This is a genomic window from Pseudomonas sp. Irchel s3h9 (assembly GCF_900187475.1).
GTDB classification, from domain to species: domain Bacteria; phylum Pseudomonadota; class Gammaproteobacteria; order Pseudomonadales; family Pseudomonadaceae; genus Aquipseudomonas; species Aquipseudomonas neuropathica.
The window spans coordinates 211,436-225,533 of sequence record NZ_FYDH01000007.1 but is presented as its reverse complement, the minus strand read 5'-3'; the positions used below and the strand labels follow the sequence as shown (position 1 = coordinate 225,533).

Annotated in this window: 13 protein-coding genes; 3 read left to right on the top strand and 10 right to left on the bottom strand. The window is 60.2% G+C overall.

The genetic code is table 11. From position 1 onward, the window contains the following. Positions 1-11 precede the first annotated feature (11 nt). From CKW26_RS14015 to CKW26_RS14005, 3 genes are all read right to left on the bottom strand, one after another. Positions 12-824 (bottom strand): DUF1206 domain-containing protein, encoded by an 813-nt coding sequence (locus CKW26_RS14015; protein ID WP_095049019.1) that lies wholly within the window; start codon positions 822-824, stop codon positions 12-14. A 118-nt stretch (positions 825-942) separates the two neighbouring features. Next, positions 943-1,941 (bottom strand): NADP-dependent oxidoreductase, encoded by a 999-nt coding sequence (locus CKW26_RS14010; RefSeq protein ID WP_095049096.1) that lies wholly within the window; start codon positions 1,939-1,941, stop codon positions 943-945. Between the two features lie 107 nt (positions 1,942-2,048). Beyond that, a complete protein-coding gene (locus CKW26_RS14005; protein ID WP_034154110.1) occupies positions 2,049-2,837 on the bottom strand; it encodes an SDR family oxidoreductase in 789 nt (262 codons plus the stop codon). Between the two features lie 223 nt (positions 2,838-3,060). Between CKW26_RS14005 and CKW26_RS14000 the strand changes: the two genes are divergently transcribed. After that, entirely contained in the window at positions 3,061-3,648 is a 588-nt protein-coding gene (locus CKW26_RS14000) for a TetR/AcrR family transcriptional regulator (RefSeq protein WP_177409253.1), read from the top strand. Positions 3,649-3,657: 9 nt separating this feature from the next. On the opposite strand, the gene CKW26_RS13995 is transcribed toward CKW26_RS14000, so the two are convergent. The 5 genes from CKW26_RS13995 to CKW26_RS13975 form a co-directional block, all read right to left on the bottom strand. Continuing rightward, a complete protein-coding gene (locus CKW26_RS13995) occupies positions 3,658-4,662 on the bottom strand; it encodes an XdhC family protein (RefSeq protein WP_095049017.1) in 1,005 nt (334 codons plus the stop codon). A gap of 12 nt (positions 4,663-4,674) precedes the next feature. After that, positions 4,675-6,027: a cytochrome c gene (locus CKW26_RS13990; RefSeq protein ID WP_095049016.1), complete on the bottom strand. Its 1,353-nt coding sequence runs from the start codon at positions 6,025-6,027 to the stop codon at positions 4,675-4,677. A gap of 17 nt (positions 6,028-6,044) precedes the next feature. Then, entirely contained in the window at positions 6,045-8,297 is a 2,253-nt protein-coding gene (locus tag CKW26_RS13985; protein WP_095049015.1) for a molybdopterin cofactor-binding domain-containing protein, read from the bottom strand. After that, positions 8,297-8,752 carry a (2Fe-2S)-binding protein gene (locus CKW26_RS13980; protein ID WP_007955170.1) on the bottom strand — a complete coding sequence of 152 codons (456 nt, stop codon included), beginning with the start codon at positions 8,750-8,752 and terminating at the stop codon, positions 8,297-8,299. Before CKW26_RS13980 ends, CKW26_RS13985 begins: the two co-directional genes overlap by 1 nt. Before the next feature lie 77 nt (positions 8,753-8,829). After that, positions 8,830-9,762 carry an AraC family transcriptional regulator gene (locus CKW26_RS13975; protein ID WP_095049014.1) on the bottom strand — a complete coding sequence of 311 codons (933 nt, stop codon included), beginning with the start codon at positions 9,760-9,762 and terminating at the stop codon, positions 8,830-8,832. A 229-nt stretch (positions 9,763-9,991) separates the two neighbouring features. On the opposite strand from CKW26_RS13975, the gene CKW26_RS13970 reads away from it, so the two are divergent. Beyond that, positions 9,992-11,215 carry an MFS transporter gene (locus tag CKW26_RS13970; protein ID WP_095049013.1) on the top strand — a complete coding sequence of 408 codons (1,224 nt, stop codon included), beginning with the start codon at positions 9,992-9,994 and terminating at the stop codon, positions 11,213-11,215. Positions 11,216-11,252: 37 nt separating this feature from the next. Here the strand turns inward: CKW26_RS13970 and CKW26_RS13965 are convergent, their stop codons facing one another. Both CKW26_RS13965 and CKW26_RS13960 read right to left on the bottom strand, forming a co-directional pair. Further along, positions 11,253-11,714, bottom strand: a complete 462-nt coding sequence (locus CKW26_RS13965; RefSeq protein WP_095049012.1) for a hypothetical protein — start codon at positions 11,712-11,714, stop codon at positions 11,253-11,255. A gap of 170 nt (positions 11,715-11,884) precedes the next feature. Continuing rightward, entirely contained in the window at positions 11,885-12,799 is a 915-nt protein-coding gene (locus tag CKW26_RS13960; RefSeq protein ID WP_095049011.1) for a LysR family transcriptional regulator, read from the bottom strand. Between the two features lie 173 nt (positions 12,800-12,972). Here CKW26_RS13960 and CKW26_RS13955 point away from each other — a divergent pair, with 173 nt between their 5' ends. After that, positions 12,973-13,983, top strand: a complete 1,011-nt coding sequence (locus CKW26_RS13955) for an NAD(P)-dependent alcohol dehydrogenase (protein WP_095049010.1) — start codon at positions 12,973-12,975, stop codon at positions 13,981-13,983. Positions 13,984-14,098: the final 115 nt, after the last annotated feature.

Sequence of the window (14,098 nt, the reverse complement as noted above, 5' to 3'; positions counted from 1 at the left end):
GACGTTACACGCTATGTGCTCGATACGCCTGGCACATCCATATTGATCTTGCGCCAGCAAGCTTCCGACAGACTGTAGACCGAGAACGCCATCAGCCCCAGGGCTATTACCATCAAGATCAGCCAGCCAGCGGGTAGATTCTGCAGCGCATCGAGCGCTTCCTTCATACCCGGGGGATCCATGGCCCGATAGGTAGAGCCGCTGATTGCCAGGAGCAATGCGATCTCGATAAACACGACGCCGCGCGCGATCAGGCCAAACCGCGAGACCGGGCGGACGTAGCGCATGACCTCTTCGTCGGCCTCGAAATACTTCTCGAACGACGCTTTCCAGCCCTTGATGATGTGAGCAATGCCTACACCGAGCGGCACGAGGGCGATCAGGTACACCAGCCAGTTCGAATGTTCCCAGGACAGAAGATTCGCCAGCCAGTCTTTGGTTTGTCCTGCGGAATTGCCCGAGCTTTTAATCCCGCTGATGAGCAGGCCCAATGCAAAGAACGCCAGAGCACCGTTGACCAGACCTCCCACAAACAACCCTGTGCGGATCACCAGACCTTTGAGTTTTGTGCCGTGATGATCGACATCACGCGTTGCCTGCAGGACACGCCAAGCGGCAAATGCGAGCAGTCCCGCCACGACAAGTCCAACCAGAAAATAGCCGAATGGCTGGCCTAACAAGGCTTCCAGACTCTTGTGGCTGTCCTTCGGTTTAGTCGAATCCTGGGCTGCCAGCAACGCAAAGATACCGATGATCAGATAAAGCATTCCTCGGGCGGCATAGCCTCCCCGAGCGAGGAGGACGAGGTTGCGTTGCGCGGACATGGGGGTATTCCTGAGAGGTTATAAGAGAGCAGACCCTTCTTGCCGGGAGGGGTTCTATGACCTGTCGAAGAACGCCGTGAGCGGATTTCCATAGATGACTCAGCAATAGCCGGAATCGTCATTTGATCGAAACAACGACCTTGCCCTTGGCGCGTCCCTGCTCGACGTATTTCAACGCCTCTGCTGTAGATTCAAAGGGGAACGTTCGATCAATCACCGGTTTGATGATGCCGGCCTCGACCAGTGCGCTGATCTGCTGCAGTTGGGCGCCGTTGGCGCGCATGAACACGAATGCGTAATTGACGTCCTGCTTGCGTGCCTTGCGCCGAATGCCGAGGCTCAACAGGCGCATGACCTGCTGCAAGGGCCAAGACAAACCTTGCTCCTGTGCGAATTGCGCGGTGGGTGGCCCAGAGATGGAAATCAGCTGGCCACCGGGCTTGAGCACCTTGATTGACTTCTCCAGGACATCAGAACCGAGGCTGTTCAACACCACGTCGTAGTCGTGCAAGACACTTTCGAAGTTCTGCTGTTTGTAATCGATCACCACGTCAGCCCCTAGCGCCTTGACCCATTCGACATTCGCGGTGCTGGTGGTTGTGGCGACAAAGGCACCGAGGTGTTTGGCAAGCTGAATGGCAACGGTGCCGACGCCGCCGGAGCCGGCGTGAATCAGTACTTTCTGGCCTTTTTCCAGCTGGGTGGTTTCGACCAGCACTTGCCAGGCGGTCAGTGCCACCAAGGGCAGGGAAGCAGCCTGTGCCATGTCGGTATTGGCCGGTTTGAGGGCAATCGCATTTTCGTTCACGGCGATCAACTCAGCGAAGGTGCCGATTCGTGCTTCGGGTGGGCGAGCGTACACCTCGTCTCCCGGTTTGAAGCGTGTCACTTGCGTGCCGACTTCAGTCACCACGCCTGCCAGATCGTTGCCCAGAATCAATGGAAACTCGTAGGGGAGGATCAACTTGAATTCGCCGGTGCTGATCTTCGAGTCCAGCACGTTGACGCTGCTGGCATGGACCTCGATCAAGACGTCGTGAGAACCCACTGCCGGGACCGGCGCGTCGCCGATGCGCCCGGTGTGTTTGCCATAGCGATCAATCAAAAAAGCTTTCATCGAGGTGCGGCTCTTGTCGGTGTACGGATGGTAGTCGGTGCGTTGCGGATTCGATGCAGCGCCTTGTGACTGCATCTAATCTGCCGCGCATGCTCGCTAGCTGAGGATCACTCTGGCGTCTGGTAGCGCTGGGCAACCTCAGATTGGCGGATTTGCCCGATAAGGCCCAGCCGTGCGCCCTGCAAGGCATCCCAGCGCTCTGCTTCGTGCAGCGGCGGAATGGTCACCGGTTCGCGACGATCGAAGCCGACGAGCGCAGCATCCACCAGATCACCCACCTCCATGATTTCGCTCAAGGTGTTGATGTCGACGCCGGAGCGATCCCAGATTTCCGTGCGTGTGGCGGCCGGCAACACGGCCTGCACGTAGACACCCTGAGGCGACAGTTCCAGGCTCAGTCCTTGGGACAGGAACAATACAAACGCCTTGGTCGCGCCGTAGACCGTCATGCCGAACTCCGGTGCGAGGCCAACTACCGAACCGATGTTGATGATCGCACCGTCACCGGCCTTGGCCAGGCGTGGAGCGATGGCGCTGGCAAGCCGCACCAGTGCGGTGGTGTTGAGGGCGACCAGTTGCGCCACTTTGTCGGTGCTTTGCTCGACGAAATGGCCGGACAGCGCCGCGCCGGCGTTATTGACGAGGACGCCGATACGGGCATCGTCGCGCAGGCGGTTTTCAACAGTGGTCAGATCGCCGGGTTGGGTCAGGTCCGCCGGGATCACATCGACGGCGACGTCATGCTCGCTGCGCAAGCGCGCAGCCAGTGCATCCAGGCGCGCCTGATCGCGGGCGACCAGCACCAGATCGTGGCCGCGTTGCGCAAAGCGTTCGGCGTAGACCGCGCCGATGCCGGTGGAGGCGCCAGTGATCAGAACAGTAGGGCGAGTGCTCATGGTTTATCTCTCTTTGAGGGTGTGAGAAGCAGAACGCGCTCAGCTTGCGCTGATGCTCGATTCAGCCAGCGGCGATTGAGGTTGTTCCGTGCCCGTTGATGAAGATCGATGGTGCGAGCAATTAGGATGATGATCTAAATCTAAACTGTCAACGGTTTTGATTATGGCCAACATCTATGTATCATCGGACGCAGGATTTCCCCGGAAACACGAGGTATTGCACGTGAGAGTGACCAAGGCCCAGGCGCAGGCCAATCGAGAACACATCGTTGAAACCGCCTCAGAGCTGTTCCGTGAGCGCGGCTTTGACGGCGTCGGCGTGGCGGACCTCATGGCGGCCGCCGGTTTTACCCATGGTGGTTTCTATAAACATTTCGGGTCGAAGGCCGACCTGATGGCCGAAGCCTCGGCGTGCAGTCTGGCCAAATCGCTGATAGCCGCCCAAGCGCTGGATGTTCCGGGCTTCATCAACGTCTATGTGAACAGAGAACATCGCGACGGACGCGGCGACGGTTGCACCATGGCCGCGTTGGGCGGCGACGCGGCGCGTCAGTCGGATGAGGTGAAAGCGACGTTTGCCGAGGGCATTGAGCACACCCTGCAAACCCTGGGCGAGAAATACCCGAGCGGGCCGGATGCCGAGGCGGGTGAGGGGCGCAAGCAGATGATCGACCTGCTGTCGCGGGCCGTCGGCGCGATTATCCTGTCGCGTGCCTGCCCGGATGATTCCGCGCTGGCAGACGAGATTCTTGAGGTATGCCGCGCAGAAATGCTCGCTTCGTTGCCGACCGAAAACGCCATCGCAGAGTAGCAGCGCGGCTCATTCGGCGAGCGCTTTGGCCCTGACGATGGAGAACGCTTGCGGCAGTTGGGCGCCATTCTTCGCCGCAAGAATCTCGGCCATCACGCTGACGGCGATTTCCGCAGGCGTCTTGCTGCCGATGTAGAGGCCGATCGGCCCGTGTAGACGTTTAAGCGACGCCTCGGTCTCGCCAAAATGCTCGATCAGGCGTTCGCGACGCAGCTGGCTGTTGCGCCGCGAGCCGATGGCGCCGATATAGAACGCCGGGCCGTGGAGCGCTTCGAGCAAGGCCAGATCGTCGAGTTTGGGGTCATGACTCAAGGCGACGATGCAGGTGCGCAGATCGACCGCGAAGTCGCGGACCACGTCGTCCGGCATGCCGACAATGCGCTCCACACCGTCTACCGCCCAAGTCTCGATGTACTCGGGACGCGGATCGCACACCGCCACCTTGAAACCGTTGAACAAGGCCATGGTCGCCAGATACTCGGCCAGCGCGCCGGCACCGATCATCAGCATTCGATAGCCCGGCCCCAAGGTGTTGAGCATCTGCACGCCATCGAAGCTGAACTGTTCCGGCGTTGCGGTCGGTTCGAGCATCACCTGACCAGACTCCAACGCCAGACGACGGCGAACCAGTTGCCCGGCGTCCAGTTGCGTCAGCAGTTCATCGAGCGACTGCCACGCCGGGTTGAACTCAAGGATCAGTTCAAGCGTGCCACCGCACGGCAAGCCAAAGCGATGCGCTTCATCGGCGCTGACGCCATAGCGCACCACTTGCGGCGCGCTGTCGCTAAAAGCGCTGCCGCCATGGGCCGTGGTATAGCGATGGATCAGATCGTCCTCGATGCAGCCGCCGGACACACTGCCCACCACGCGACCATCGTCACGCAAAGCCATCATCGAACCGGTCGGACGCGGTGAAGAACCCCAGGTGCGCGCCACCGTGGCGAGCAATACACGCTCGCCAGCGGCAAGCCAGTCCCGCGCTGTGCGCAGGACCAGCAAGTCGATGCTTTCCATCAGTGTCTCCTCTTAGCGCATCTGCAGAATGATCGGGCTGCTGCTGGCCGGATCGGTGTGTTCACGCAGTTTGCCCACCGTCTGCGCATCAACCGCAGTGCTTTGGTTGCCCCAGGTGCTGCGCATGAAGGTCAGCACTTCGGCGATCTGCTGATCCGACAGCTGTTCACGGAAGGCCGGCATGCGATAGGCATCCGGCACGCCAGCCGCGACGACACGCTGCGAGCCATTGAGGGTGATGTTGATCGCCGAGGCGCTTTCCTTGGCCAGTGCAGAAGTCGCGCCGGCCAGCGGCGGCATCCATTCGGACTGGCCCTTGCCGTCCAGACCATGGCAGGAAGCACAGCGCGTCACGTAGGTATGAGCACCGGGCGAGTCGAGACGCTCCGCCGCCGAAACCGCTTGATACTGCCAAGGCTCGCCATCGCGCTGGCGGTCGCCAGGCAAGGACTTCAGGTAGTGGGCAATCGCGGTCAGATCGTCATCGGTCATGAACTGCGTGGAGTTGTTGAATGCTTCGGTCATCGAGCCGTAGACCACCGCATGTTTGTTGCGACCGGTCTTGAGGAACTGGACGATCTCCGGTTCGCTCCAGCGGCCCAGCCCGGTGTTGTGATCATCACGCAGGCTCGGTGCGTACCAGCCATCGAGCAAAGCGCCAGCGAGGTATGGCTTACCGGCCTCATCCAGTGCCTTTTCGTTGAACGCCAAACCGCGCGGCGTGTGGCAACTACCGCAATGCCCGGCGCCTTGAACGAGGTAAGCGCCACGGTTCCACTGTTCATCCTGCGAAGGTTTCGCCGCATAAGGCTCGGCGTCGACAAACACGCCATTCCACAGCGCAATCGGCCAGCGCAGGTTCAGTGGAAACGGAATCGCACTGGGGATGTTCGCCTGTTTCACCGGCGCCACGCCTTTCATGAAGAACGCATACAGCGCACGCACATCGTCATCACTGAGCTTGGCGTAGGACGGGTAGGGCATCGCCGGGTACAGACGGCGACTGTCGGGCGCCACGCCGTGGCGCACCGCTCGGTCGAAGTCCGCCAGGCTGTAGTGGCCGATGCCGGTTTCCGTGTCCGGGGTGATATTGGTCGCATGGATTGAGCCCAGCGGTGTGGCCATTTCCAGGCCGCCAGCGAATGGCGCCCCCCCTGGCACGCTGTGGCAGGCCACGCAATCGCTGAGTCGGGCGACGTATTCGCCACGGGCGACCAGTGCCGGATCGATGTCGGCCACGGCGATCTGATGGGTTTCCAGGCGCGAGACAGGCTCGCGGGTGACATACCAGGCCAGCAGGCCTGCCGCGACCAGGCACGGCACTGCCAGCCAGCCAGCGGTTCTTGCGAATCGGCTGTTATTCATGGACGCTCCGGCGCTGATCAAGTGAAGGTGTGTCGGCTCAAGGGCAGGCTACGCACCCGCTGACCGGTTAGGGTCGCCACCGCGTTAGCGACGGCGGGCGCGACCGCAGGCAGCGGCGGTTCACCGATGCCACCCATTTTTTCGCCACTCTCGACCACACGCACATGGACCCGAGCCATCCGCGCAGGCGGCAGGATCGGATACAAGTCGTAGTTGCGCGCCCGGGGTTTGCCATCAATCCACACGGCTTCTTCCACCAGGGTTTGCGACAGCCCCAGCGCCACGGCGCCATTGACCTGAGCCTCGACGATCGCTGGGTTGACGATGCTGCCCGGGTCAATCGCTTGCCAGATATCGTGCACCTTGACTTGGCCGTTCTCGATGGACACCTCGGCGATCACCGCGGTCTCCGTACCGAACGGCGAAGCCATGGCCACGCCGCGCGCACGTTTGCTGCCGTCTTCGGCGGTAAACGGCCCGCGCTTCCAGCCTCCGGATAGCTCACCCACCGCTTGCAGCAGAGTGGTCAAGCGCTTGTTGTCGCGTAACAGATGCAGGCGCAAATCGAACGGGTCTTTGCCGCCCTTGTCGGCCAGTTCGTCGAGGAACGATTCATAGAAGAAGTCGTTGAGCGAATTGCCCACCGAACGCCAGTAACCGAGCATGGCCGGGCCTTTGACGTAGATCTGCGCGATGCGCTTGTTAGGGATCGCGTAAGACTTGCCGGACAAGCCTTCAAGTGCCGTCGGATCGAGCTTCTCACCCTGCTTGCCGGCGAGGGCTTCGGTCGGGCCTTCGGTGGCACTGATCGCTTCGATTGCCAGCGGCCAGCCGTCGCTGTCCAGTGCGGCACGGAAATTCACTGCGGCAACGGGACGAAGCACGTCACGCAGGAACTCTTCTTCGCGACTCCAGATCAGTTTGACCGGGCGGCCAACCGCTTGCGCCAGCGCGATCGCCTGCGGATAGGGACTGGCCGAATCGTAGAGGAAATGCCGGCCAAAGAACCCGCCCAGCAGCGGCGAATGCAAGGTGATGCGCGAAATATCGAGGCCCGTGCGTTTGGCGATGTCCGCACGGAACATGTCCGGCGCCTGATTCGGCAACCAGACTTCCAGCGAACCGTCCGGGTTGAATCGCGCCAGTGCCGACGGCGGCTCCAACTGCCCGTGGTTCAGGTATTGGTTGTGGTAAGTGGCGTCGATCCGGGTCTTGGTTTCCTTGAGAATCGCCGCCACGTCGCCTTCATGTTCATCATCTTTGGCCGGGCCTTTATCTTCCGCGAGGCGCTTGAACCAGGCATCGCTGGAAAAGTCGGCGGGCATCGGCCGCACTTTGCTGTCGGCCGTTGGCTCTTGCCAGTTGACCTGGATCGCCTCGACAGCACGTTTGGCGTGCCACCAGCGCTCGGCGACTACCGCCACGGCACCCGGCAGACGATGCACGGAATGCACGCCTTTCATTGCCTTGACCTGCTCTTCGTTGCGCAAAGTGCCGACCGTCATGCCCAGGCGCGGGGCATGTTGCACGGCGGCATGGAGCATGTCGTCGACCTTCAGATCGATGCTGTAGAGCGCCTTGCCCGTGGACTTGTCGTAGGCATCGAGGCGCTTCACCGGTTTGCCGATCCAGCGGAACTGGCTCGGATCACGCAGCTTCACGGAGGCCGGATCGGGAACCGGCAGATCCATCGCGCGCTCGGCCAGTTCACCGTAAGCCAGCGAGCGGCCCGACTTGGCGTGCACGACTTTGCCTGGCTCGGTGCTCAACTCGCTCACTGGTACGCCAAGTTGCTGCGCACCCGCCTGCAATAACATGGCGCGGGCAAGGGCGCCGAGGCGGCGCATCACCGGGTAACTCATGCGCACCGACATGCTGCCGCCGGTGATGCGCATGCCGTTTTCCAACACCACATAGGCTTCGCCGGGCGGCGCCGCTTCGACCAGGAAGGTCGCCGGGTCGGCATCCAGTTCTTCACCGACAATCTGCGCCATTGCCGTGAAAGTGCCTTGTCCGCCTTCCATGAACGGGCAGAGCAAACGCACGCGATTGTCCGGACGGATCTCGAGAAACGCCGGGACCTGCGTGCCGCGCTCAGCCGTCGCCGTTGCAACGGCAGCTTGCACGCGTGTCGCACCCAGCGGCAGACCGAAGCCGAGAACCAGAGCGCCGACGGCGGTGCCGGTGAGAAAACGTCTGCGCGAAACATTGATCGGTTCGTGCAGATCCAGTACCGAGGCTTGCTGTGAAGGGTCGATACGAACGTTCATCACGCTTCTCCCTTGCCGGCCAGTTCATGCACGGCGGCATGAATCGCGTTGTAAGTACCGCAGCGGCACAGATTGACCATCGCTGCCTCGATCTGCGCATCACTCGGTTTAGGGTTTTGTTTGAGCAGCGCAGTGGCGGCCATCACCTGCCCGGACTGGCAGTAGCCGCACTGCGCGACCTGCAGATCGACCCAGGTCGAGACCACCCGTTTGCCCACGTCATCGCTTTCGATCGCCTCAATCGTGGTGACCTCGCGACCGACGACACCCGCCACCGGTGTGACGCACGAGCGCACGACGTTGCCATCCACCAGCACCGAGCAGGCGCCACATTGCGCCAGTCCGCAGCCGTACTTGGTGCCGGTCATGCCCAGATCATCGCGGATCACCCACAGCAAGGGTGTATCGGCGTCGGCATCGACCTGATAGGTCTTCTGGTTGATTCGTAGTTCCATGATTCACCCGCTGATCATCGGTTGACGTGCATTGTTATGAGCGGTGACGCGCGGCGAGGCGCATCACCGGTTTTCGTTCAATTCGCGACTGTGCCGAGCGCCTCTGCCTCGAATGGCTGACCGCGCAGAAGGGCGATGTCACGACTCGGCGCGGTGCCGAACAGCCGGGCATATTCGCGGCTGAACTGCGAAGGACTTTCATAGCCAACCGCAAACGCCGCCCGCGAAACGTCGAGGCGCTCGACCAGCATCAGCCGGCGGGCCTCGTTCAGCCGCAGCCATTTCTGGTACTGCAACGGACTCATGCCGGTGAGCTGGCGGAAATGATGGTGAAAGGTCGGCGCGCTCATCTGCACCCGCGCGGCCAGATCGTCGATGCGCAGGGCATCGGTGTAGTTGACCTTGAGCCAGTCGATGGCCTTGGCAATGCGGTAACCCTGGCCATCGACGGCCGTGATCTGCCGCAGCCGTGCGCCTTGATCGGTGTGCAGCAGCCGATAGTGGATTTCGCGCAGAATCAGCGGCGCCAGCACGGGGATCGCCTCGGGTTCATCAAGCAATGCCAGCAGGCGATCGAGTGCGCCTTCCAGGGCAGACGACAGACTGCCAATCGCGGCGCCCGTGCCCGTTGCTGGCTGCCGCTTGGCCGGCAAGCCGCTCTTGGTGATGACCTCAGCGAGCATGCTGACATCCAGCTTCAGTACGAGGCCGACACAGGGCCGCTCGGGGCTGGCAAGCATCACTTCGGAGTTGGCGGGCAGATCCAGCGAAGTCACCAGAAACCGTGAAGGGTCATAGCTGTAGCCTTCACCACCGACCCACAAACGTTTTTCGCCGCGACCGACGAGAATCAGGCTGGGTTCGATCATGCACACCACGGGCGGCGCTGGCTGGTCGCGACGAAACAGCGACAGTCCGGGTATGGCCGTGGCGAAGTCACCCGGCGCACTCACGCGCGGGTCAATGTGCAACGCCAAAGGCGATTCCTCGGGCAGAGGGGTTGGGATCATGTCGGGTCACTCCTGTTGACTGAACTCTAATCCGCGCGCGAGACGTTTCCTATCCATCACCCTGCATCGCCAGAGGATCAGGCAAGCATTCAAGAGGAATGCGCTAGGGAAGGGCCGGATTGACCGGGAGAATGTGTCTATCTGTTACAGGGGCAGTGTCCGGATGGGCGTCAAACTGCTTGCCCCTGCGCATCACACCCACAGGTTTTTCGCACCACAGGTAGTTCCCATGACGTTTCCTTCTACAGATCCTTCTAAAAGAACAGGCGGCTGGAGCGCTGTGCTGGCCATGTCGCTGGCCGCATTCGCTTTGGTCGCTTCAGAATTCATGCCCGTCAGTCTGCTGACGCCGATTGCGGCTGACCTGCACATCACTGAAGGCCAGGCCGGACAGGGGATTTCCGTGTCCGGTGCCTTTGCCTTGATCACCAGTCTGTTGATTGCCTCGGTCGCCGCGCACGTCGAACGCAAGAAGCTGCTGTTGGGCCTGACCTTGCTGATGATCGTCTCCGGTACGATCGTCGCGGTCGCGCCGGGTTACCCTTCATTCATGTTTGGACGTGCGTTGATCGGGATCGCGATTGGTGGTTTCTGGTCGCTGTCGGCGGCGACTGCGATACGTTTGGTGAAGCCTGAACAGGTTTCGCGAGCGCTGGCCATCGTCAATGGCGGTAACGCGCTGGCGACGGTCATCGCCGCTCCGGCAGGGAGCTTTCTCGGTTCGCTGATCGGCTGGCGTGGGGCATTCTTCTGTGTGGTTCCGGTCGCAGTGCTGGCCGCCGTCTGGCTGCTGATCAGCCTGCCGTCCTTTAAGGCCGAACGCCAGGCCGGTAGCGGCAACGTCCTGCGGCTGATGAAGCAATTGCCAGTGGCCTTGGGCATGGTCGCCGTCAGCGTCTTTTTCATGGGCCAGTTCATGCTGTTCACCTACCTGCGTCCCTTCCTTGAAGGCGTGACGGGCGTCAGTGTCTCGACGTTGTCCTTGATGCTGCTGGGGTTGGGACTGGCCGGTTTTATCGGCACTTTTTTGATCGAACGGTTCATGGGGCGCGGCCTCTATCGCACGCTGACCATCATCCCGCTGATCATGGCGGCCATCGCGCTGGCGTTGGTCAGCTTCGGCAAATCACCGGTACTCACCGCCGTATTGCTCGGACTCTGGGGACTGGTTGCTACCGCCGCGCCGGTCGGCTGGTGGACATGGCTGGCGCAAACACTGCCGGATGATGCGGAGGCTGGAGGTGGCTTGCTGGTGGCGATTGTCCAACTGGCGATCGCCGGTGGCGCGATCATTGGTGGTCTGGCTTTTGATCTGAGTGGTTATAAAGCTACGTTCGAGCTTAGCGCCGCGGTGTTGGTTGTCGCGTCGGTGCTGGCCTGGTTGGCGGGGCGCAATGCAACGGAGGTTCATCTTGTCGAGGCGACAGCTCATTCGGACGCCGTTTCCGGCTAAGCTGGGTCTCGATTTGTCTGATCACGTAGGAAGCTGCTCAGTGCACCAATGACGGTTGGGTAGCGACCGAGACAGTGAAGACCACGACAAACAGCACGACGAGTCCCCAGAACAACACCATGATTGTCAGCATGACGACCTTAAGGCCTTGATAAAGCCTGCGCAGCCAATGGCCTTCGGGTTTTGCTTCAGAACGGGTTCTGAGTAGGCCTTTCAAGTAAAAACCGAGGAGCGCCAACAGCGCGCCATCGATCGCCAGCGCAGGCAGGCCGGCTATGGGGAAAATGCTTTCCCACCGATAGAAAGAAGACCGGCTCAGAAAGACCACATAACAAGTCAGGCTGCCGTAGGGCAGTGCTCTCCACCATTTACCGGCCAGCGCCCCGACCATCAGGCACATGATCACCATGAACGGGCTGAGGAGAATATGGAGCATCCAGTCCAGTAGGTTGGGCAAGTAGTCCGGGGAATGGATGCTGCGCCAGAGGTATTCCAACATTGATCGGGTTCCTTCCTTCTCGGGAGTCAGTGCGGTTGCGGTGCTTCCGTGCTGCTGCAGGGTATCGGCGTGTTTTCGGGTTACATAAGGGTGTTATGTGAATTGGGTAAGAGCCGACGTTCGCGAAGGACCGGTTCCGCCCCGTAACCACCGTTTACACAGCTCGATTGCTAGAGTTCCAGCCAGTCAGAATGAAGCTGCGGAAATCGCTCTTGCAGCCACTCGATAAAAGCTTGAACCTGGGGCGCCAGATGAGTCCGGCTCGGGTATAGCAACGACACCGGGCGAGGGGCTGGCCGATAAGGCTTTAGAATTTCCACCAAACCGCGACTTTCCAAATGCTTGGCCACGGCGATCCCGGGTGCCTGAATTATTCCGAAGCCCGACACGCCACACTGAACGTACGCATTCGACTCGGTGACGGTGATGCCAGCGTCAGGCACAAAGGATCGATCCTGACCTTTCACCGAAAAATGCCAGGGCAATGTTCTGTTGCTCTGACCGGACAAGAAGTTAACGCCTCGATGGGAGGTCAGATCGTCGAGTGTCTTGGGTTCGCCATGCTCGTTCAAATACCCGGGCGCGGCACATGTCACCATCGTCGCCATCGCGATAGGGCGAGCGATCAAGGTGGAATTCGGTAGATCGCCGATACGCAACGCACAGTCGACGCCTTCACCGATCAAGTCGACCGCCCGATCAGTCACGCCCAGAACCATGTTGATACTGGGGTAGCAGACGGTGAATTCTTTAAGGCTATTGATGAATTTCATCTGCGCGAAGGCGCTTGGGATATCGACGCGCAGCCGGCCTGTGAGCGTTGCTCCTGATCGATCGAACATTGAGGTCGCAGCAGAAATACCCGCCAGAATTTCCTGTACTCGTTCATAGAATCTCTCGCCCTCGGCGGTGAGTGCGACCTTTCTCGTGGTGCGCTGGAACAAGCGCACGCCCAATGACGTTTCCAACTCCTGGATATACCGAGTGACCTGAGGTCGTCCGATGTCCAGCGATTCGGCGGCTTTGGTAAAGCTGCCAAGTTCGGCAAGCCTGGCGAACAGTCGCATCGATTGAAGCAATTCCATGACGCTTTCCTATGAACCCCGAATGAATAAAAGGTTGAACATGATTGTTATCCAAGATTAGAACAATCATGTCTTTTTCCACGCATTTATTGCGCGCTTTCAACAGCGAAGAATGCACCCAAGGCGGAACCGGCTCTGGTTCGTGGCCATTGATGTGTAATTGGAGACTGGCAATGAAAGCTTGGTTATTGAAAGATTTCGGACTCGACAACCTGCAATTGGGAGAGGTTGCGACCCCGCAACCCAAGGCTGGCGAGTTACTGGTGAAGGTCGGCGCGGTCTCGCTCAACTTTCGCGACAAGGCTATCGTCGACGGCATTTATGAACCGCACATGGTGCCCAAACCGCTGATTCCCGTGAGCGATGCAGCCGGCACGGTGGTCGCGATTGGTGACAACGTCACGCGTTTTAAAGTCGGTGATCGCGTCAACTCCCACCTTTATTCTCGCTGGCTGGATGGCGAGCCAGGGCCGAACGAACCCGATTACTGCTTCGGTTCACCGTTGCCCGGCGGTCTGGCCGAGTACATGATCATCCATGAAGACAGCGCCGTCGGTGCACCCGACAACATGAGCGACGAAGAGGCGGCAACACTGCCCATTGCTGCGCTCACAGCCTGGTATTCGCTGGTGGACTTTGGACAGATCAAGGCAGGACAGACCGTATTGGTTCAAGGTACTGGAGGGGTATCGATATTTGCCGTGCAGATTGCTAGTGCACTTGGTGCGAAGGTCATTGCAACGTCGAGCAGCGACCAGAATCTGCAAACTGTGACGGGACTGGGAGCCGTGGCTGGCATCAACTACAGAACCACCCCGAAGTGGGCGGACGAAGTGCTGAAATTAACCGACGGCAAGGGCGTGGATCTGCTACTCGATGTGGCCGGTGGCAGCGGCATCAATCAATCGGTCGCAGCAACCAAAGCATCGGGGCGCATTGCACAGATCGGCTTTCTCACTGGACAAACCGTTGAGCTCAATCTGATGCCACTTATTTTCCGCCAGACGACCATTCGCGGAATCGCCGTGGCGCCGCGTTCATCATTCGACCGGATGAACGCGTTCCTCAACGAGCACGAAATCCGTCCCGTGATCGATCAGGTTTATCCGTTCGAGAAAGCACGAGAAGCTTACGAACATCTCGCGAGGGGAGCGTTTGGGAAGGTTGTGATCAAAGTCGCTTGATAACGTTGAGGCGCCAATTTGGCGCCTTTTTTCTCGCTCATCGCAGCTTATTCGCCACCAGAGTCTGAGCCGGGCTAGGCTCAGATTCCGATGTCAACGATAAGCAGGGGCCGTC